Below are 19601 nucleotides of genomic sequence, written 5' to 3' on the forward strand. Positions count from 1 at the left end.
CCTTGGCACAGGGTGTCGGATAATTTAACAGAAGGTTTGCTCAAATTGCCATTTAACCTTTATATATCATAAGGTTAGCTCTCATGGCGCGAAATTTGCTTAGTATCGAGCAAATGCAAGTTGGGCACACCATGAAATCCGTCTTCAAGAAACTCCTTTCCAGTTGCGCCTTGGCTGCTGCGGCTCTGTCCGCACAGGCATCACCCGTCACCTGGACCGTGAACGCCACCTTTGGCGATGGCGCAACCGCCAGCGGCACCTTCACCTGGGACAGCGCTTGGAACTCGTCGACAAGCAGCCTGTCCACGTTCAGCATCACCACAACGGCGGGCGATGGCCTCTTCACCACGCCGTTCACTTACGACAATTCGAACAGCACGCTGTTCCTCAACAAATTCATTGCCGGCAACGAGTTCACCTGGGAAGCCAACGACCTGAGCCGTTTTTTCGACCTGGATTTCACCGGCGCGCTGACCAATGCGGGCGGCCCCATGGGCTTGTCCTTTGCCGGCTCGACCAATGGCGAGTGCATGGCAGGTGACGATCCGCTGTGCGAAGCCGCCCGGTTGATCAGGACTGGCGGCGTGAACGGAGAAGCCAGCGTCGATGTGCCCGAGCCCGGCTCCCTGGCGCTGATCGGCCTGGGCCTGGCTGCTGCAGGCTTGCTGCGGCGCAGGACGGCCAAGCCTGTCTGAGGCCCCGTCACTCACAAAAAAGCCCCGGGACGCGGGGCTTTTTTGTTGCTCAGGACTTGGCGGGTACCCCGCTGACAAAGCGGGCGCGGAACCAGTCGTTCAGCATGTGCTTTTCGTAGCGCAGCGGGTCAGCGCCGTAGATGCCGATATGGCTGACAAAGGCCATGTCAGAAATGGACTCTTCACCGCTCCTGAGCACCTGCCCATTGGACACCAGTGTGTAGCGCAGCCTGGCGTGCGGCCAATCCAGCGGGCTGCGGGCCACCCGTATCCAGCCGCTGACGGTGCGGCGCGAGGGCTGCAACTTGCCCACCAGATCGAGATCGAGCAACTCGATGGACAAGGTTTGATCGGCAGGCAGGTACTTCTGCCCCAGCCGCTGCAGGTAGAGGGTCAGTTCCTGCAAGCTGGCTGTGGGGTAAGGGCCGGGGGCATCCACGGCGTCCTTGAATGTCTCTGGATGATTCAGCGACACCACCACCGTACCCGCGTGGGCCGCGCCGACCGCCCCCACCAGCGACAGCACCAAAGCAAGTTTGTTCAATCGTGCAAGCATGGAAACCTCCTTCCGTCTTGGACCATTCATCCCTGCAGGGACGATAAGACAAGCATAGCGCGCCGTCCGGAAACTGCGCTGTGCATTGACACTTGCTTACAGAGTTTTGCCACCGCTTGTCAGTAATTTTCACGCAGGAAGATCAGCGGGCTCTTGTAGGTGCCGAAGGTCGCGCGCGCGGCCGGGTTGCGGTCAAAGCTGCTGCTGTTGGCTGACGAGGCGGCGCAGGTGTTGGTACTCAGGAAACCGAGCGCGGCCGAGGTGGTGCCCGCCAGGGACGGCGTCTGCGTGGGTGGGCAGATGGTGGTGGTGCCGCTGCTGCCCAGGTTCAGCACCACGTCCACGCTGCCAATCCCGGTCAGCGCGCTGCTGGGCTTGTTCAGCGTCACCGTACCGCGCCCCGCGGTCAACGCGCCGGCCGCAGCCACGGTGACGGCGCTGGCCGAGGCAATGCCGCCCTGGGGATTGACCACAGCCACATTGTTGGTGGCCAGCGCCGTGCAGCTGTCATCGGTGTTGGTGGTGAAGGCGCTGCCGTTGTAATACTGTGCCACCAACTGCATGGGCAGGTTCAACAGGTCCGAGCCGAAGCTGTTGAGCAACTGCAGCCGGCCCCAGCGCAGCTTGGTGGGATTGCTGATGGCAGCCACGGCAGCGACCGGCACCTCACCATCATTGGGCGCGGCGTTGATGACGGCAGACGTCTCACCCGCCAAGGCGGTGGGCCGGCTGAGCTGGTGCTTGGCGGTCACCGTCGCCACGCCGGAGCCTCCGCTGGCGCCATAGGCTGCCCAGGTGCCGCTGGGCGCCGGTGTACCAACAGACGGCGTGGAGCCTGCCGCCGCCGGTGTCAGCGTGGCGGTGAATCCCAACGCGATGTAGCTGGTCAGGTCCAGCTTGGCCAGCGCGCCGGTGTAGTTCTGCGTGGTGGTGTTGGCGCTGTTCTGTGCGGTCACCGTGAACACCGTGGTGATGCCGTTCTGGCCGAAGTAGGTGAAGGGGATGAAGGGAGTGGCAACGGGACAGGCCGGGGTCAGTGAATTGGCGTTGACGGCAAAGTGATCAGGAATGAAGCGGCCGATGTTGGCACTGGCCTGCAGCAATGTATTGACCTTGCCGGCGCCCAGGTAGTCGGTATCGGCCACTTCCGGAATCAGCGCCATGATGCCGACCTCGCTGTAGGCCAGATTGGTGACGGTGGCCACGCCCGCACTGAAGCTGCCACCGGCAACAGTGCCATTGGACACAATGCCCGGTATGCCGTTGCCCGCGGTCGGCAGCACCAGCGAAGGCGTCAGCAACACGCCTTCAGGGCTGGACTCCTTGCCAAAGCTCGGCGTCGCCGCGCCCCCCGAGGTCACCGCAGTGATGGTGGCCGTGAAGGCCTCACCCGCCTTGACGAACACCGGGCTCGAGGCGGTGGTGGCCGCAGGGTTGGCGGTCTGTGGCGACGCCGTTCGCTTCACATTGGTCAGCGTAAAAGCAGCCGGTTTGGTGGCGAATGTGTTGGATGACCCATTGAGCGTGGCCGAACCCACCGACTTGTTGAACCACAGCGCAGTCTGCCCGACGTCCGCGTAGCTCAGCTTGAACTGGGCATTGCCGTTGTTGTCGAAAAACAGGTTCACCGGCTGGTAGGAACCCACACTGCCGCTGTTGTTGCGGGTGACTGTGGTGGGAGCGGTGTCGTTGCCCAAGCTGTCGCCGCCAATGATGTTCATCTGGTTCGCCGCATAACAGCTGCCGGGATTGTTGCATTCGTAGCCCACGTTGACCGCATTGGCACCGGTCAACGCCGCCTGGCAAGCCCCATTCGTGGTGTTGGTCTGCAAGGCCCGCAAGTAGTATTTGCTGGACGTGGTGCCTGCCACCTGGTTCGCGACGCTGGTCGTGGCACCATCCGCGACCGCAGCCACCACAAAGCCGGCGGTATTGAACGTGATGCCGCAACTGCTGGCGGCAGTGCAATTGCTGCCATTGGGACAGCACTTGCGCGCGTTGGCGGCCGTCACCTGCTCGGCCGACAGTGTGACCGTGGCCGAAGCGCCGTTGCTGGCACCGGGATAAGACAAGGTGGTGGTGGCCACGCCCGACGAATTGAAGGTCAGCGTGGTGCTGCCCAACGAACCGGCGTTCGTGGCCAGCGTGGCGGTCTTGCCGTTCACGTTGGTCGCGGCGTTGGTGCACGGGCTGCTGCTGTTGGCGCAGGCGGTCACGGTGGCGGTGGCCGACAGGCAGCTCAGGCTGGCCGTGGGCAACGACAGCTCGTAGTGGTCCACGGCCGGAGAGCTGGGGGTGCACAAGGCCGGCATCGCCCCGTTGGAGTTGTTGACCACGCAGCTGCTGGTGCAACTGGCGCCGCAGCACACGCTATTGGCCTGGGCTTGGTAGCCCAGCGTGATGGTGCCGGGCGTGGTGGATTTGACGCAGGCCAGGGCCTTGGCGTTTTGCGCCAGCTGGATGTTGCCGGAGCTGGTGGTGATGGTGCCGGTGACCTGGGAGCCATATTGCAGATCCACCAGCCCGGTGCCGCCGGCCACGTTGCCGCTCACCACGGCGTTTTGCGCCACGGTGACGGCGCCGCTGGTGGTGATGCCGCCATCCAGCGTGGCGCCGAAATTCATGGCGACTGCACCGCTGGTGCTGCTGATGCTGCCAAATATATGGGCAGACTGGGCCACAGTGACGCTACCGGTGGTGGTGGTGATGCTGCCACTGATCTGCGCCGTCTGCCCCATGGTGATGTTGCCGCTGGTGCTGCTGACGTTGCCGCCGTAGACGCCTTGCTGCGACAGCGTGACACTGCCCGAGCCGGTGCTGCTGATATGGCCGGCCACGTTGGTCTTGAACCCCAGCGAGATGTTGCCGCTGGTAGCGGTGAGGCTGCCGCCCAGCGTACCCTGCCCACCCGAGTCGGTCACCGTGCCGGCCGTGATGTTGGCGTTGATTGTCGGCTTGTAGCCCATCGTCAGCGTGCCGCTGATGTTCAGCGTCAGATCGGCGGCGGTGCCGGCCGAATTGATGTTGTTGGTGTCGGTGGTGAAGTTGCCGGTGACCGTGATGGTAGCCGGCTTGGGCGAAGCGATGGTGATGCTGTCGTTGTACCCCAGCGTGACGTTGCTGCAGGTGTAGGTGGGGCCTGTGCCGCTGCAACCAGCGGGCAGGTTGCCGGGGAAGGTGTAGTTGGTGGCTGCGGAAACAGGCTGGCAGGCCAGCAACAACAGCCCTGCCAGCGCCCACACGCCGCGCCCGCGCACCCAAACCACCCACCGAAGGCGGGTCAGCCCGAAACTCAACCATGCCATGGGGTTTGCTCCATCCATGCGCTATTTCTCCAATGTGGCCGAGACACTGCGCTCGATGAAGTTCAGGTCGCCTCGTACGGGCGCCGGTGTGCCGGCCGGGCTGGCCGTAGCTTGCACCCGGTACAGGAACACCGGCACGCCGCCCTCCAGGTAGCAATTGGCGGTGGTCGAAACGGTCAGCGCAAAACCGTCCAGCGTGAAAGAACTGGACGTGGTGGTGCTGGCCGGCGCGGGACACACGGTGGCCGGGTTGGTGGTGACTTGCGCCAGCCCCCACTCCAGGCCTCCGCGCGCCGCCCAGTAGGCACGCACACCCTGTTGGTCCTGCGCCGATGTCAATTGCGCGGTGTTGGAGAAGGACACCATGAACGCCCCCATGGCGGCCAGCACCACCACCAGAAAAATGGCGGCAATGGCGGCAAAACCGGCCTGGGCGGGATAGCGTGCACGGCCGCTCATGGCGAATTGCTCACACGCACTTCATGCACCAGGTTGACGGTTTCACCCTTGTCGGTGAGCGACAGGCGGATGTTGACCAGGCCATTGCGCTGCAGGTCCACGCCGCTGTAGTCGAAGCTGCAGGCGCTGACATTCTTGGCCAGCACCGCGTTGCTGGTGGTGGCGCCGGCATTGCCGCAAATGTGCTGAAAGCTGCTGCTGCTGCGCCGCGTCAGCGTGCCGGCCGTCAGATCGCAGGCATAGGCGGCCGACAACTCATTGGCCGGAATCACATGCACGCGCTTGCTGCCGGAGGCCAGCGGAAAGGTGGTGGCCACGATCTGCAGGTTGGTGATGGTGGGGGCCAGCGAGAACGAGCGGCCGGTGATGCGGGCGACGTTGTTCTGGGCATAGGCGTCCGCGCCAGTGATGCCCAGGTTGTAGACCGCCACATAGTCGCCGACAGCCACCAACTGCGAAGCAGGGGCACTGCCCACCGGCCCCAGCACGTTGAAACCGGTGATGGAAGTGTTGGCCTTGAAGGCATTGCCGGAGTCATCCGCCAGATAGCGCCCCCCCGCCTTGGTGGGAATGAACTCCATGCACAGGCCTGCCGAGGCCGACGGCCCGACGCTGTTGGGCAGCGCCGTGCGCAGGTCGCGGGCAATGCGCCGCACCGTCAGGTCGGCGGCATCGGCCAGCGCCACGCGCCGCACGGTGGCGAAGTAGGCGTCCACCGGGCTTTTCATGAACACCGCCACCATGCCGCCGACCACGCCCAGGATGACGATCACCATGACCATCTCCACCATCGTGAAGCCTTGTTGTTGCCGGGTCTGGAGGTGCGCCATGGTCAGTAACTGGCCCGGTAGCCAATCAGGCTGATGGTGATGCCGTCAGGACCGGTGACGAACACGGTCACCCGTTTGGTGGCCGTGCCGTTGACCGTGGCCGGCGCCACCACCACGCCGGCACCACCGCCAGCCTGGGCGTAGTTGTAGGCGGACAGGCCGCTGACGGCGTTGCCCCGGCCATCCACCATGCCACCGGTGGTCTTGTAGGTGTTGTAGTCGTCCACGCAGTCAAACTGGGTCCGCGCACCGCCGGAGCCCGCTCCCGGCACCACGCTGCCCGGTGGCTTGGCGAAGTCTTTCAACAGGATCTCCTCCAGCAGCGACTCGGCCAGCGCCAGCGACTGCTTGTTCAGCATCGGGTCCGCGCTGGACTTGACCGTGGTGTTCATCACCGACAGGATGCCGGCCATGCCCAGGCTCACCACCACAATGAAGATGATGACTTCGGCCAGGGTGAAGCCGCGCTGGCGCCGCTTACTCATGCACGTACCCGGTGACCGGTTCCACGGAGATGCTGTTGACGACCGGCATCGTCGCTGTGCCTGTCTTGTCCAACGCAACCACCTGCAGCGCCTGTGCGCTGGACAGCAATGTACCGGTGCTGCCCGCGCTGCTCACCGGTTGCCCCTGGCCGTCAAAATTGAAATTGGTGGGGACAGCGGTGTATTGCGCCAGCGGTGTGCCGGTGAAGCTGGACGGGGCCTGCAGCAAGGCGGGGTTCTCGCCCCCCGGCCCTGCCAGATTGACGGTGCAGATGTTGGAATTGGCGCTGTCGGCCGAGGTATTGGCAATCTTCAGCGTCAGCGAGGTCTTGACGCCACCAAAGTCCAGGCACACCGTGCGGCGCTGGGCAATGGCGGTCTTTTGCGCATACCGCAGGTAAGCCAGCGTGCTGTCGTGAAAACCCCGGGCGCTGACGTCGGACTTGTCGATCAGCCTGGGCACCGCCACCACGGACAGCACCCCCACCAGCACGATGACCATGATGAGCTCAACCAGGGTGAAGCCGCGCGCCCATCCTGCCGGCGAGCGGCTTGCCAGCCCCGGCGCGCCCACCCAACGCATGCCTGGCGATTCTCTGCCTTGTAAGGTCATGATCTTGCATTGTAGGGCGCGCACGGCGGCCTTGTCTTGGGGTTTGACAGGGGAGCGGGGGGCGCCGATACTTGCCGCAGCAGCAGCCGCGTGAAAGGGACAGCAGCGTGAACCAGGCCTCCGAACGGCGCCATTTCTGGCGCTCCGTGTTCCATTCACCCGTGCGTTTCAGCGTCGGTGGAAACAAGCTGCAGGCGCAGCTGCTGGACGTGTCGTTAAAAGGCGCGCTGCTGGAGATCGACCAGCCCTGGGGTGGGCAGACCGGTGCCAAGGGCATGCTGCAATTCGACCTCGGCGAAGGCGTCAGCATCGCCATGCAGACCTCGGTGACCTATGCCAAGGGCCAGCACCTGGGCCTGCACTGCGACAGCATTGACCTGGACAGCATCACCCACCTGCGCCGGCTGGTGGAACTGAACGCCGGCGACGCCGGCATCCTGGACCGCGACCTGGCCAATCTGGTTCACGAAGCCTGAGCCTCAGGCTGAGCCAGCCGGCTCCAACCATTTTTGCAACACCATGGCATTGCCGTTGGTGTCGCCCAACTGGTAGTTGGCGAAGCCCACTCTTTCGTACAGCCGGATGGCGCGGGGATTGCCCTGCAGCACCTCCAGCGTCAGTTTGCAGGCGCCACGCTCGCGCGCCAGGGCCTCCACCAATTCCAGCATCTGCTCGCCCACGCGGCGGCCGCGCCAGCCGTCCAGCACCACCACGTCGTGCACATTGACCAGCGGCTGGGCCGCAAAGGTGGAGAAACCCTCCAGGCAGTTGACCAGGCCTATGGGCGTGCCCTCGCCCTCGCCCTCGCCCGCCCCGCCTCCCGCATAGGCCAGCACGCTGAAGGCTTGCCAGGGGCGCGCGGCCAACGCCGGTACCAGGTTGCGCTTGGCGTGCTCGCTCAGCGCATGGCCACCGCCCATGGGGTCCAGCGCATAGGCGTCCAGCAACGCCACCAGCGCAGCGGCGTGCACCGGGTTGGCGTAGTCGGCGCGCAGCACGCGCACCGGCGCGTCTTTCAACTCGGTCATGGCCTCAAACCTTCAGCGTCTGGGCAATGCGCTCGGCACAGGCCTTGGCCAGCGCCGGGTCGCGCGCCTCCACCATCACCCGCACCAGCGGCTCGGTGCCGCTGGCGCGTATCAGCACACGGCCGTTGTTGCCCAGCTCGGCTTTCACCGCCTCGGTCTCACTGGCCAGCCTGGGGCTGGCCTGCCAGTCCTGGCCGGGTTGCAGGCGCACGTTGACCAGCGTCTGCGGGAACAGCGTCACGTCCTTCAGCAGCTCAGCCATGGCCTTGCCGCTGCGCACGCAGGCCTGCAGCACCTGCAGCGCGGAGACCAGGCCGTCACCGGTGGTGTGCTTGTCCAGCGCGATCAGGTGGCCCGAGCCCTCGCCGCCCAGCAGCCACTTGCGCTTTTCCATCTCTTCCAGCACATAGCGGTCGCCCACCTTGGCGCGCACCATCTGCACATCGCGGGCGGCCAACGCCACCTCAATGGCCATGTTGGTCATCAGCGTGCCCACCACGCCGGGCACGTTCTCGTCGCGGCCCAGGCGCTCGTCGGCCATCAGGTACAGCAGTTCATCGCCGTTGTACAGGCGGCCCTGGCTGTCCACCACCTGCAGGCGGTCGGCGTCGCCGTCCAGGGCAATGCCGAAATCGGCCTTGTTCACCTTCACCGCCTCCACCAGCGCCTCGGGATGGGTGGCGCCCACGTGGTCGTTGATGTTCAGGCCATCGGGGTTGCAGCCTATGGCCACCACCTCGGCACCCAGTTCGTGGAACACCTTGGGCGCAATCTGGTAGGCCGCGCCGTGGGCGGCGTCGACCACGATCTTCATGCCCTTCAACGTCAGGTCGTTGGCAAAGGTGCTCTTGCAGAACTCGATGTAGCGGCCGGCGGCGTCCTGCAGCCGGCGCGTCTTGCCTAAGGCGCTGGAATCGGCCCAGGCCGGCGGCTCGGTCAGCGCTTCTTCCACCGCCAGTTCCCAGGCATCGGGCAGCTTGGTGCCGCTGGCGCTGAAGAATTTGATGCCATTGTCCGGATAGGGGTTGTGGCTGGCACTGATGACCACGCCCAGCGAGGCGCGCTGCGCCCGCGTCAGGTAGGCCACGCCGGGGGTCGGCAACGGGCCCAACAGCACCACGTCCACGCCGGCAGAATTGAAGCCGCTTTCCAAAGCGCTTTCCAGCATGTAGCCGGAAATGCGGGTGTCCTTGCCGATCAGCACGGTGGGGCGGGTTTCGGTCTTCTTCAACACCCGGCCCACCGCGTGGGCCAGCTTCAGCACGAAGTCGGGGGTGATGGGCGCCTGGCCCACGGTGCCGCGTATGCCGTCGGTGCCGAAATAGGTTCTGCTCATGGGAATGTCCTTGGGGTCTTTATGGTTCTGGTTGAGGGAATATGTCGTTATAGCTGCTGACCTGCGTCACGCCGCCGCCGACTGCGGCGCGGCCGGCACCGGCTCCAGGGAGGCCAGCACCTTGAGCGCCTGCACGGTCTCGCGCACGTCGTGCACGCGCACCACATGGGCGCCGCGCTCCACCGCCAGCAGCGCGGCAGTGACACTGGGCACCAGCCGGGCCTGGTTGTCCAGCGTGGCCAGGTTGGACAGCGAGGTGCTGATGACCGCCGCCAGCGAGGACTTGCGCGACCAACCCACCAGCACCGGGTAACCCAGCGCCAGCAGCTGGCGCTGGCGCGACAGCAGCGAGAAATTCTGCGGCACCGTCTTTCCAAAGCCCACGCCGGGGTCGATGGCGATGCGGTCGCGGGCCACGCCCGCCTCTTTCAGGCTGCGCGCCGCGCGGCCCAGGAAAGACAGCACCTGGATCACCGCATCGCCCTGCATGGGGCTGCGCTGCATGGTGCCGGGCTCACCATGCATGTGCATCAGGCAGACGCCGCAATTCGGGTGGGCGGCCACCACCTGGGTGCCGCTGGGCTGGTCGTCGCCCAGGTCCGGGTCGGTCCAGCGCAATGCCCAGACGTCGTTGATGATGTCCACGCCCAGGTCCAGCGCGGCCTGCATCACCTGCGGTTTGTAGGTGTCCAGCGACACCGGCACACCCAGCTTCACCGCGCCTTCCAGCACCGGCAGCACGCGCGCCAGCTCTTCATCGGCCGGCACCGGCAAGGCGCCAGGGCGGGTGGATTCGCCGCCTATGTCCAGGATATGGGCGCCGTCTTTCAGCAGCTTTTCGCAGTGCCTCAGCGCCGCGCCGGTGGTGGAGCGCTGGCCGCCGTCCGAGAAGGAGTCGGGGGTGACATTGACGATGCCCATCACCTGGGGCTGGTTCAAGTCAATCGCGAAACGCGAGGTCTGCCAGATCATGCGCAAGTGTAATAAGAACCACGCCCGCCAATGGAAAACGGGGCCCTGGGGCCCCGTTGATGTCGGCAATTTCGCGACAAATTACCGTTCGGTCAGCCCGCCATTCAGACGGGGGTCGTGGCCGGTTGCGAGGGCACTGCCGGCGGGCTGCCGCCATCGCCCGACGAAGACGGCGTGCGCGGCGTCCAGTCCTTGGGCGGGCGCGGCTCCTTGCCGGCCATGATGTCGTCCAACTGGTCGCTGTCTATGGTTTCCCACTCCAGCAGGGCCTTGGCCATGGCGTGCATCTTGTCGCTGTTCTGCTCGATCAGGCCACGGGCCAGCGTGTACTGCTGGTCGATGATGCGGCGCACTTCGGCGTCCACCTTCTGCATGGTCTGCTCGCTCATGTTGGTGGTCTTGGTGACCGAGCGGCCCAGGAACACCTCGCCCTCGTTCTCGGCATACACCATCGGGCCCAGCGCGTCGGTCATGCCGTAGCGGGTGACCATGTCGCGGGCGAGATGGGTGGCGCGCTCGAAGTCGTTGCTGGCGCCGGTGGTCATCTGCTTCATGAACACTTCTTCGGCGATGCGGCCGCCAAACAGCATGCTGATCTGGCTCAGCATGTACTCGCTGTCGTAGCTGTAGCGGTCCTGCGCCGGCAGGCTCATGGTCACGCCCAGGGCGCGCCCGCGCGGGATGATGGTGACCTTGTGCACCGGGTCGCACTTGGGCAGCAGCTTGCCGATCAGCGCGTGGCCGGACTCGTGGTAGGCGGTGTTGCGGCGCTCTTCTTCCGGCATCACCATGCTCTTGCGCTCCGGGCCCATCAGGATCTTGTCCTTGGCCTTCTCGAAGTCCTGCATCTCCACCATGCGGGCATTGCGGCGCGCCGCCATCAGCGCGGCCTCGTTGCACAGGTTGGCCAGGTCGGCGCCGGACATGCCGGGCGTGCCACGTGCGATGACCGACGCGCTGACGTCCTGGCCCAGTGGCACCTTGCGCATGTGCACGTTCAGGATCTGCTCGCGGCCGCGGATGTCGGGCAGCGTCACATACACCTGGCGGTCGAAACGGCCGGGGCGCAACAAGGCGGCGTCCAGGATGTCGGGGCGGTTGGTGGCGGCCACCACGATGACACCGACGTTGGTCTCGAAGCCGTCCATCTCCACCAGCATCTGGTTCAGCGTCTGCTCGCGCTCATCGTTGCCACCGCCCAGGCCGGCACCGCGCTGGCGGCCCACGGCGTCGATTTCATCGATGAAGATGATGCAGGGGGCGTTCTTCTTGGCGTTGTCGAACATGTCGCGCACACGGGCAGCGCCCACGCCGACGAACATTTCAACGAAGTCGGAGCCGGAGATGGCGAAGAACGGCACCTTGGCCTCGCCGGCAATGCCCTTGGCCAGCAGCGTCTTGCCGGTACCGGGGGGGCCGACCAGCAGCAGGCCGCGCGGGATGCGCCCGCCCAGCTTCTGGAATTTCTGCGGGTCTTTCAGGAATTCGACCACTTCCTTGACTTCTTCCTTGGCCTCGTCGCAGCCGGCGACGTCGGCAAAGGTGACCGTGTTGGCGGACTCGTCCAGCAGGCGCGCCTTGCTCTTGCCAAAGCTGAAGGCACCGCCCTTGCCGCCGCCCTGCATCTGGCGCATGAAATAGATCCAGACGCCGATCAGCAGCAGCATCGGGCCCCAGCTGACCAGCAGCGTCATCAGCAGCGAACCCTCTTCGCGCGGCTTGACGTCGAACTTGACGCCGTTGTTGATCAGGTCGCCAACCAGGCCGCGGTCCAGGTAGGTGGCGGTGGTGCGGATCTTGCGGTCATCGGTGGTGGTGGCTTCCACCTCGGTACCGCCCTGGCCTTCGCTGATGCGGGCGCTCTTGATGCGCTTGCCGCGCACCTCCTCCAGGAAGTCGGAGTAGCCCATGGAGTTGGCGGAGGCGCCGCCACGGGTGTCGAACTGCTTGAAGACGGCGAACAGCACCAGGGCGATCACCAACCAAACAGCTATTTTCGAAAACCACTGATTATTCAAACGGGGCTCCAGTGCGGACGCATTGAGGATGATGGAGGTTAGTTGTGCCTGATTTTACGGGTTTCAAGGCGCCTGCGCAGCGATTTTGAGAGCATCGCCCCCGCACGGCAGCGGGCCATTGCGGTGTTATTTCATGCTTTTGGCGCATGTTGGCCTGCTTTGCGGCTCTGCCAGTTGATCCAGATCAGCTTTTCAGACCCACGCCCACCAAAAAGGTTTCAGAAGATTTGTCGCGGGAGGCCTTGGGCTTGAACGGCTTGACGACCCGAAATGAGGCCTTGAACAGGGTCACCAGCTCCGCATAGCCGGCGCCGTGGAACACCTTGGCCACCAGCGCGCCATCCGGTTTCAGATGGTTACGAGAAAAATCCACCGCCAATTCGACCAGGTGGCTGATGCGGGCAGTATCGGCCGAGGCAATGCCCGACAGGTTGGGCGCCATGTCGGACACCACCACATCGGCCTTGCGGCCGCCCACCGCCTGCTCCAGTTGCTGCAGCACAGCATCCTCGCGGAAGTCGCCAAGCAAGAACAGCACACCCTCCACCGGCTCCATGGGCAGGATGTCCAAGGCGATGATGGCGCCATTCAGCGCCCCGGAAGCCGCCCCGCCGGGCGACAGGCGGCGGCGCACATACTGGCTCCAGGCGCCGGGGGTGGAGCCCAGGTCCACCACCAGATGGCCGGGCTTGATCAGGCCCAGGGTTTCGTCGATTTCCTTCAGCTTGTAGGCCGCACGAGCCCGGTAGCCGTCTTTTTTCGCCTGTTTGACGTAGGGATCGTTGACGTGCTGGTCTATCCAGGCACGGTTGACCTTCTTGCCGGTGGCCTTGCCGGCCTTCGCGGGCTTGGTCTGAGGTTTGCTGTCCATGTGTGGCTATTTTCGGCTTTTTTTGCCACCGGGCCGCCCCAAGGCAAAAAGCGGCCCCTTTGGGGGGCAGCGACGACACGAAGTGCGGAGCGTGGGGGCCAGTTGCACCGATAATACCGGCATGGCTGCCATACAACTCACCCCCGCCCAACGCAAAGAACACCGTTCCGAGGCGCATCACCTGGATCCCGTGGTCATGGTGGGCGGCGACGGCCTGACGGCCGCCGTCAAAAAAGAGGCCGATGCGGCGCTGAACGCGCACGGCCTGATCAAGATCCGAGTGTTCTCAGACGACCGCACGGCACGCGAGGCCATGTTCCAGACGCTGGCTGACGAACTGAGCGCCGCCCCCATCCAGCACATCGGCAAGCTGCTGGTGCTGTGGCGGCCCAAGCCGGTGAAGGAAAAAGTGGTGGACGAGGACCGCATGCCCGGTCCGCGCGACTTCAAGGTGCTGAAATACGGCCGCGCCGGCCAGAAGCCCGAAGTCAAGACCTTGCGCGTGCTGGGCAACCAGCGGCTCACCGCTGGCGGCAATGTGCGGCGTGCCAAGCCCAAGAAGCAAGTCAGCGTCAAAAAGCGCGCCCAGGGCTGAAACACCCCTTTGTCGCCACGTTGGTTTGGCGAGATTAGGCCGCCACGGCACTCCGCTCCGCGGCTGTCCCCCGGGCCTTCGGCCCTCCTCCTTGATGCCGCTGCGCAGAGTGCCATGACGTCCTGATCCTGCGAACTTGGTTGGCGCACCGGTGTTCAAGCGTTGCGCGTGCCAATTAACCCGATGTCGCTGGGGCGCGTGGCGGAGGGAAATCAAGGGGGAGGCCCGCAGGGCCGGAGGACATTCCCGTAGCCACGCGCACCAGCGGCGTCGGCTGCGTACCAAGCGAGTCAGCTTGCCTTATTGGCCGTCAGCTTCCAAAGCACCACGCCAGCGCACACCCACTGCAGCAAGTACATGCCACTGCCAACACCGTGCCAGAGGGCGAGGTTCTCCCGCGCCACGATGCGCGGCGCAACGGCGAATTCAGACAGCAGGGCCAGCAGCATGCCGGCCAGGATGGGCATGGCGGCGGCTTTCGGCAGGTTAGCGCCCTCACCCTCCGATTCCTGGCGCGACAGCGCCAGCAACGTCAGGCCGCAGATGGTTGACAACCAGGTCTGGGCGGCAAACAGCTTGGCGGCCATGGCACCGGCAATGGCTGGCGTGGGCAGGTTGGCGAACAACATGGGCACCACCAGGAAGCCGATGACGCTCAGGCTGGACCACCACAGCCCAGCCAGCCACACAGGTGCCCGGGCCTTCAACATCAGACGTAGCTGACGGCCACGATCTCGAAATGCTTGTCGCCGCCGGGCGCCAGCACCACGACGCTGTCGCCGGCCTCCTTGCCGATCAGCGCACGGGCGATCGGCGAGCTGATGTTGATCAGCCCCAGCTTCAGGTCGGCTTCGTCTTCGCCGACGATTTGGTAGGTGACCTTGTCACCGCTGTCCTCGTCTTCCAGCTCCACGGTGGCGCCAAACACCACGCGGCCACCGGCGTCCACCTCCGTGGGGTCGATGATCTGGGCGGCCGACAGCTTGCCTTCCACTTCCTGGATGCGGCCTTCAATGAAGCCCTGGCGGTCCTTGGCGGCCTCGTACTCGGCGTTTTCGCTCAGGTCGCCCTGGGCGCGCGCTTCGGCAATGGCGCCAATCACCCAGGGGCGGTCCTTGGTCTTGAGCTGGTGCAGTTCGGCCTTCAGTTTTTCAGCGCCGCGTTTGGTGATCGGAATGGTGGCCATGGTGTCGGTGTTGTCGCTATCCAAAGTACAGGGGGACAGAGCGGCGCTTGCGCGCCGGTCTGTCCCCGCGGGTTCAAGGTATGGATTATGCCAACAGTTGGGCGTGCATTTGCTGCACCGAGCAGACGTCCAGGTCGTCCAGGTACTTCATGCCCTCCACCGCCGCCTCGGCGCCGGCAATGGTGGTGAAGGTGGTGACACGGGCCAGCAGCGCCGAGGTGCGGATGTAGCGCGAGTCGGCAATGGCATTGCGCCGCTCTTCCACGGTATTGACCACCATGGCGATCTCGTTGTTCTTGATCATGTCGACGATGTTGGGCCGCCCTTCGGTAACCTTGTTGACCACCGCACAATCAATGCCGGCCGCCTGTATGGTGGCCGCCGTGCCCTTGGTGGCCACGATGCCAAACTTCATCGCCACCAGGGCCCGCGCCACTTCCACGGCGCGCGGCTTGTCGCTTTGCTTGACCGACAGGAACACGGTGCCGGTGCGCGGCAGCTTCATGCCCGCGCCGAGTTGCGACTTGACGAAGGCCTCGCCAAAACTCTTGCCCACGCCCATCACCTCGCCGGTGGACTTCATCTCCGGGCCCAGGATGGTGTCCACGCCGGGGAACTTGACGAAGGGGAACACCGCTTCCTTGACGCTGAAGTAAGGCGGCGTCACCTCCTTGGCAATGCCCTGGGACGCCAGCGACTGGCCCACCATGCAACGCGCCGCCACCTTGGCCAGCTGGATGCCGGTGGCCTTGCTGACAAAGGGCACGGTGCGCGAGGCGCGCGGGTTCACCTCCAGCACGAAGATCACATCCTTCACCACCCCGGCCTCATCGGGCACCTGCTGGATGGCAAACTGCACGTTCATCAGCCCCACCACCTTCAGCGCATGGGCCATGGCGGTGGTCTGGCGCTTCAGCTCGGTCACCGTGGCGGCGCTCAGGCTGTAGGGCGGCAACGAGCAGGCGGAGTCGCCGCTGTGCACGCCGGCCTGTTCGATGTGTTCCATTACCCCGCCGATGAATACCTGCTGGCCGTCGCAGATGGCGTCCACATCGCATTCGATGGCGTCGTTCAAAAAGCGGTCCAGCAGCACCGGCGAGTCGTGGCTGACCTTGACGGCCTCGCGCATGTAGCGCTCCAGGTCGCGCTGCTCGTGCACCACCTCCATCGCGCGGCCGCCCAGCACGTAGCTGGGGCGCACCACCAGCGGGTAGCCCAGGGCGGCGGCCTTTTCCAGCGCTTCGGGCTCGGCGCGGGCCGTGGCGTTGGGCGGCTGGCGCAGGCCCAGCGTGTGCAGCAGCTGCTGGAAGCGCTCGCGGTCCTCGGCGGCGTCGATCATGTCGGGCGAGGTGCCGATGATGGGCACGCCGTTGGCTTCCAGGTCCAGCGCCAATTTGAGTGGCGTCTGGCCGCCGTATTGCACGATCACGCCCAGCGGTTTTTCCTTGTCGACGATCTCCAGCACGTCTTCCAGCGTCAGCGGCTCGAAATACAGGCGGTCGCTGGTGTCGTAGTCGGTGGACACGGTCTCGGGGTTGCAGTTGACCATGATGGTCTCGTAGCCGTCTTCGCGCATGGCCAGCGCGGCGTGCACGCAGCAGTAGTCAAACTCGATGCCCTGGCCAATGCGGTTGGGCCCGCCGCCCAGCACCATGATCTTTTTCTTGGTCGTCGGCTCGGCCTCGCACTCGCTGTGCTCGGCCTCGTAGGTGGAGTACATGTAGGCCGTGTTGGTGGCGAACTCGGCCGCACAGGTGTCCACCCGCTTGTAGACCGGGCGCACACCCAGCTCGCGGCGCTTCTGGCGTATCGCGGTGTCGGTGGTCTTCAACTGCTTGGCCAGGCGGCGGTCGGAGAAGCCCTTTTGCTTCAGCGCGCGCAGCGTGGCGGCATCCACGTTGTCCAGCGTCTTGGTGACCTGCTCCAGCTCCAGCTCGATCTGCACAATCTGCTCGATCTGCACCAGGAACCAGGGGTCGATCTTGGTCAGCGCATGCACTTCGTCCACGCTCATGCCCTGGGCGAAGGCGTCGCCCACGTACCAGATGCGCTCGGGGCCGGGCTCGCCCAGCTCCTTTTCCAGCACCTCGCGGTCCTGGGTTTTCTCGTTCATGCCGTCCACGCCCACTTCCAGGCCGCGCAGCGCTTTCTGGAACGACTCCTGGAAGGTGCGACCCATGGCCATCACCTCGCCGACGGACTTCATCTGCGTCGTCAGGCGCGAATCGGCGGCCGGGAATTTCTCGAACGCAAAGCGCGGCACCTTGGTCACCACGTAGTCGATGCTGGGCTCGAAACTGGCCGGCGTGGCGCCGCCAGTGATGTCATTGCGCAGCTCGTCCAGCGTGTAGCCCACGGCCAGCTTGGCCGCCACCTTGGCGATGGGGAAGCCCGTGGCCTTGGAGGCCAACGCGCTGGAGCGCGACACGCGCGGGTTCATCTCGATCACCACCATGCGCCCGTCTTTGGGGTTGATGGCGAACTGCACGTTGGAGCCGCCGGTGTCGACGCCGATCTCGCGCAGCACGGCCAGCGAGGCGTTGCGCAGGATTTGATACTCCTTGTCGGTCAGCGTCTGCGCTGGCGCCACGGTGATGGAGTCACCGGTGTGCACGCCCATCGGGTCCAGGTTTTCGATCGAGCAGACGATGATGCAGTTGTCCGCCTTGTCGCGCACCACCTCCATCTCGAACTCTTTCCAGCCCAACAGCGATTCTTCGATCAGCAGCTCATTGGTGGGCGAGGCCTCCAGGCCGCGTTTGCAGATGACTTCAAACTCTTCCGGGTTGTAGGCAATGCCGCCGCCGGTGCCGCCCAGCGTGAAGCTGGGGCGTATCACGGTTGGGAAGCCCAGACCCTTTTGGACGCCCCAGGCTTCGTCCATGGAGTGCGCGATGCCGGAGCGGGCCGAACCCAGGCCGATCTTGGTCATCGCGTCCTTGAACTTCAGCCGGTCCTCGGCCTTGTCGATGGCCTCGGGCGTGGCGCCAATCAACTCAACCCGGTGCTTGTCCAGCACGCCATGGCGCCACAGGTCCAGCGCGCAGTTCAGCGCCGTCTGGCCGCCCATGGTGGGCAAGATCGCGTCGGGCTTTTCCTTGGCGATGATCTTTTCCACCGTCTGCCAGGTGATGGGTTCGATGTAGGTGACGTCGGCCGTGGCCGGGTCCGTCATGATGGTGGCCGGGTTGCTGTTGATCAGGATGACCTTGTAGCCCTCCTCGCGCAGCGCCTTGCAGGCCTGCACGCCCGAGTAGTCGAACTCGCAGGCCTGGCCGATGATGATGGGGCCGGCGCCGATGATCAGTATGCTTTTGAGGTCTGTGCGCTTAGGCATGTTGTGAAGCTCCGGCGGCGCGGGTGGTTGCTGCGGCCTGCATCAAGGCCACGAAGCGGTCGAACAGGTAGGAAATGTCGTGCGGCCCGGGCGATGCCTCGGGGTGGCCCTGAAAGCAGAAGGCCGGCTTGTCGGTGCGCGCCAGGCCTTGCAGCGTGCCGTCGAACAGGCTGATGTGGGTGGGACGCAGATTCGGTGGCAGCGTCTTCTCGTCCACCGCAAAGCCGTGGTTCTGGCTGGTGATGCTGACGCGGCCGTTGTCCAGGTCTTTCACCGGGTGGTTGGCGCCGTGGTGGCCGAACTTCATCTTGAAGGTCTTGGCGCCACTGGCCAGCGCCATGATCTGGTGGCCCAGGCAGATGCCGAAGGTGGGGATGCCGCTTTCCACCAGTTCACGGGTGGCGGCAATGGCGTAGTCGCAAGGCTCCGGGTCGCCGGGTCCGTTGGACAGGAACACGCCATCAGGGTTCAGCTTGAACACCTCGGCCGCCGGCGTCTGCGCCGGCACCACCGTGACCTTGCAGCCGCGTTGGCTCAGCATGCGCAGGATGTTCTTTTTGACGCCAAAGTCATAGGCCACGACGTGAAAACGCGGCTGGTCTTGCTCGCCATAGCCCCGGCCCAGCGTCCATTCGGTCTGCGTCCAGGGGTAGCTGCTTTGCACCGACACCACCTTGGCCAGGTCCAGCCCGGCCATGCTGGGCGCGGCCTTGGCAGCGCTGACGGCCTTGTCCACCAGTGCGGGCGTGATCACCTCGCCAGCGGCCAGCGCCAGGATGCAGCCGTTTTGTGCGCCCTGGGTGCGCAGCAGGCGGGTCAGCTTGCGGGTGTCGATGTTGGCAATGGCCACGGTGCGTTCGCGCACCAGGTAGTCCGACAGGCTCAGGCTGGAGCGGAAGTTGGAGGCCAGCAGCGGCAGGTCGCGGATGATCAAGCCGGCGGCGTGGACCTTCTCAGCCTCCACGTCTTCGGCGTTGATGCCGTAGTTGCCGATGTGCGGGTAGGTGAGCGTGACGATCTGCTGGCAATAGCTGGGATCGGTGAGGATTTCCTGGTAGCCGGTCATGGCGGTGTTGAACACCACCTCGCCGACGGTGGAACCAGCCATGCCTATGGAATTGCCAACAAAGACCGTGCCGTCTGCAAGCGCCAGGATGGCCTGCGGGGTATTTCCCTTGAGAGACAGAAGCACTGGGTTCTCCGAGTAGTTACGGGTAGCCCAGGCGTGCACAAGCAATGAATTTGCGAGTCGCTCTGTGGGAGTACTGTCTTGATTTACGCCTGGGTGGGGGGCTTATGGGAAAGCCTCTGATTA

General features: G+C 64.8%; 18 protein-coding genes. 3 read left to right on the forward strand and 15 right to left on the reverse strand.

All coding sequences use genetic code 11. The features are described from left to right. The first annotated feature begins 131 nt into the window (after positions 1–131). Positions 132–695: a PEP-CTERM sorting domain-containing protein gene (locus tag AC1DX2_RS04610; protein ID WP_477195107.1), complete on the forward strand. Its 564-nt coding sequence runs from the start codon at positions 132–134 to the stop codon at positions 693–695. A 49-nt stretch (positions 696–744) separates the two neighbouring features. On the opposite strand, the gene AC1DX2_RS04615 is transcribed toward AC1DX2_RS04610, so the two are convergent. The 6 genes from AC1DX2_RS04615 to AC1DX2_RS04640 form a co-directional block, all read right to left on the reverse strand. Further along, a complete protein-coding gene (locus AC1DX2_RS04615) occupies positions 745–1251 on the reverse strand; it encodes a DUF3016 domain-containing protein (RefSeq protein ID WP_477195108.1) in 507 nt (168 codons plus the stop codon). Positions 1252–1370: 119 nt separating this feature from the next. After that, positions 1371–4556: a DUF6701 domain-containing protein gene (locus AC1DX2_RS04620; protein WP_477195109.1), complete on the reverse strand. Its 3186-nt coding sequence runs from the start codon at positions 4554–4556 to the stop codon at positions 1371–1373. 21 nt (positions 4557–4577) lie between these two features. Beyond that, positions 4578–5015, reverse strand: a complete 438-nt coding sequence (locus AC1DX2_RS04625) for a hypothetical protein (RefSeq protein WP_477195110.1) — start codon at positions 5013–5015, stop codon at positions 4578–4580. Beyond that, complete coding sequence (locus AC1DX2_RS04630; protein ID WP_477195111.1) at positions 5012–5845, reverse strand: PulJ/GspJ family protein; 834 nt, start codon at positions 5843–5845, stop codon at positions 5012–5014. The genes AC1DX2_RS04625 and AC1DX2_RS04630 overlap by 4 nt, the downstream gene beginning before the upstream one ends. Before the next feature lie 2 nt (positions 5846–5847). Continuing rightward, positions 5848–6330, reverse strand: a complete 483-nt coding sequence (locus tag AC1DX2_RS04635) for a prepilin-type N-terminal cleavage/methylation domain-containing protein (protein WP_477195112.1) — start codon at positions 6328–6330, stop codon at positions 5848–5850. Continuing rightward, positions 6323–6943, reverse strand: coding sequence for a prepilin-type N-terminal cleavage/methylation domain-containing protein (locus tag AC1DX2_RS04640; RefSeq protein ID WP_477195113.1), 621 nt, complete (start codon positions 6941–6943; stop codon positions 6323–6325). Before AC1DX2_RS04640 ends, AC1DX2_RS04635 begins: the two co-directional genes overlap by 8 nt. Before the next feature lie 107 nt (positions 6944–7050). On the opposite strand from AC1DX2_RS04640, the gene AC1DX2_RS04645 reads away from it, so the two are divergent. Then, positions 7051–7419: a PilZ domain-containing protein gene (locus AC1DX2_RS04645; RefSeq protein WP_477195114.1), complete on the forward strand. Its 369-nt coding sequence runs from the start codon at positions 7051–7053 to the stop codon at positions 7417–7419. 3 nt (positions 7420–7422) lie between these two features. Here the strand turns inward: AC1DX2_RS04645 and AC1DX2_RS04650 are convergent, their stop codons facing one another. From AC1DX2_RS04650 to AC1DX2_RS04670, 5 genes are all read right to left on the reverse strand, one after another. Further along, a complete protein-coding gene (locus tag AC1DX2_RS04650; protein ID WP_477195115.1) occupies positions 7423–7971 on the reverse strand; it encodes a GNAT family N-acetyltransferase in 549 nt (182 codons plus the stop codon). A gap of 4 nt (positions 7972–7975) precedes the next feature. Next, on the reverse strand, positions 7976–9307 hold the full coding sequence (glmM, locus tag AC1DX2_RS04655; protein WP_477195116.1) for a phosphoglucosamine mutase: 1332 nt from the start codon (positions 9305–9307) through the stop codon (positions 7976–7978). A 66-nt stretch (positions 9308–9373) separates the two neighbouring features. Next, positions 9374–10279, reverse strand: a complete 906-nt coding sequence (gene folP, locus AC1DX2_RS04660; RefSeq protein WP_477195117.1) for a dihydropteroate synthase — start codon at positions 10277–10279, stop codon at positions 9374–9376. Positions 10280–10383: 104 nt separating this feature from the next. Beyond that, positions 10384–12297 carry an ATP-dependent zinc metalloprotease FtsH gene (gene ftsH / locus AC1DX2_RS04665; protein ID WP_477195118.1) on the reverse strand — a complete coding sequence of 638 codons (1914 nt, stop codon included), beginning with the start codon at positions 12295–12297 and terminating at the stop codon, positions 10384–10386. A 184-nt stretch (positions 12298–12481) separates the two neighbouring features. Further along, complete coding sequence (locus AC1DX2_RS04670) at positions 12482–13168, reverse strand: RlmE family RNA methyltransferase (protein ID WP_477195119.1); 687 nt, start codon at positions 13166–13168, stop codon at positions 12482–12484. 121 nt (positions 13169–13289) lie between these two features. Here AC1DX2_RS04670 and AC1DX2_RS04675 point away from each other — a divergent pair, with 121 nt between their 5' ends. After that, the gene (locus AC1DX2_RS04675; RefSeq protein WP_477195120.1) at positions 13290–13763 is read left to right on the forward strand and encodes a YhbY family RNA-binding protein; all 474 of its coding nucleotides are present in this window, start codon (positions 13290–13292) and stop codon (positions 13761–13763) included. Between the two features lie 290 nt (positions 13764–14053). Here the strand turns inward: AC1DX2_RS04675 and AC1DX2_RS04680 are convergent, their stop codons facing one another. The 4 genes from AC1DX2_RS04680 to carA form a co-directional block, all read right to left on the reverse strand. Beyond that, entirely contained in the window at positions 14054–14473 is a 420-nt protein-coding gene (locus AC1DX2_RS04680; RefSeq protein WP_477195121.1) for a DUF4149 domain-containing protein, read from the reverse strand. Next, a complete protein-coding gene (gene greA / locus AC1DX2_RS04685) occupies positions 14473–14949 on the reverse strand; it encodes a transcription elongation factor GreA (protein ID WP_477195122.1) in 477 nt (158 codons plus the stop codon). Before greA ends, AC1DX2_RS04680 begins: the two co-directional genes overlap by 1 nt. 85 nt (positions 14950–15034) lie before the next feature. After that, positions 15035–18286, reverse strand: coding sequence for a carbamoyl-phosphate synthase large subunit (gene carB / locus AC1DX2_RS04690; RefSeq protein WP_477195123.1), 3252 nt, complete (start codon positions 18284–18286; stop codon positions 15035–15037). Next, entirely contained in the window at positions 18279–19478 is a 1200-nt protein-coding gene (gene carA, locus AC1DX2_RS04695) for a glutamine-hydrolyzing carbamoyl-phosphate synthase small subunit (protein ID WP_477195124.1), read from the reverse strand. Before carA ends, carB begins: the two co-directional genes overlap by 8 nt. Between the last annotated feature and the right edge of the window lie 123 nt (positions 19479–19601).

This window comes from Hylemonella sp. P2_B10 (assembly GCF_056404875.1).

Bases quoted from the DNA above. Each gene is read 5' to 3' on its own strand.
- AC1DX2_RS04610 (WP_477195107.1), top strand. From the start codon at position 132: ATGAAATCCGTCTTCAAGAAACTCCTTTCCAGTTGCGCCTTGGCTGCT.
- AC1DX2_RS04615 (WP_477195108.1), bottom strand. From the start codon at position 1,251: ATGCTTGCACGATTGAACAAACTTGCTTTGGTGCTGTCGCTGGTGGGG.
- AC1DX2_RS04620 (WP_477195109.1), bottom strand. From the start codon at position 4,556: ATGGCATGGTTGAGTTTCGGGCTGACCCGCCTTCGGTGGGTGGTTTGG.
- AC1DX2_RS04625 (WP_477195110.1), bottom strand. From the start codon at position 5,015: ATGAGCGGCCGTGCACGCTATCCCGCCCAGGCCGGTTTTGCCGCCATT.
- AC1DX2_RS04630 (WP_477195111.1), bottom strand. From the start codon at position 5,845: ATGGCGCACCTCCAGACCCGGCAACAACAAGGCTTCACGATGGTGGAG.
- AC1DX2_RS04635 (WP_477195112.1), bottom strand. From the start codon at position 6,330: ATGAGTAAGCGGCGCCAGCGCGGCTTCACCCTGGCCGAAGTCATCATC.
- AC1DX2_RS04640 (WP_477195113.1), bottom strand. From the start codon at position 6,943: ATGACCTTACAAGGCAGAGAATCGCCAGGCATGCGTTGGGTGGGCGCG.
- AC1DX2_RS04650 (WP_477195115.1), bottom strand. From the start codon at position 7,971: ATGACCGAGTTGAAAGACGCGCCGGTGCGCGTGCTGCGCGCCGACTAC.
- glmM (WP_477195116.1), bottom strand. From the start codon at position 9,307: ATGAGCAGAACCTATTTCGGCACCGACGGCATACGCGGCACCGTGGGC.
- folP (WP_477195117.1), bottom strand. From the start codon at position 10,279: ATGATCTGGCAGACCTCGCGTTTCGCGATTGACTTGAACCAGCCCCAG.
- AC1DX2_RS04670 (WP_477195119.1), bottom strand. From the start codon at position 13,168: ATGGACAGCAAACCTCAGACCAAGCCCGCGAAGGCCGGCAAGGCCACC.
- AC1DX2_RS04675 (WP_477195120.1), top strand. From the start codon at position 13,290: ATGGCTGCCATACAACTCACCCCCGCCCAACGCAAAGAACACCGTTCC.
- AC1DX2_RS04680 (WP_477195121.1), bottom strand. From the start codon at position 14,473: ATGTTGAAGGCCCGGGCACCTGTGTGGCTGGCTGGGCTGTGGTGGTCC.
- greA (WP_477195122.1), bottom strand. From the start codon at position 14,949: ATGGCCACCATTCCGATCACCAAACGCGGCGCTGAAAAACTGAAGGCC.
- carB (WP_477195123.1), bottom strand. From the start codon at position 18,286: ATGCCTAAGCGCACAGACCTCAAAAGCATACTGATCATCGGCGCCGGC.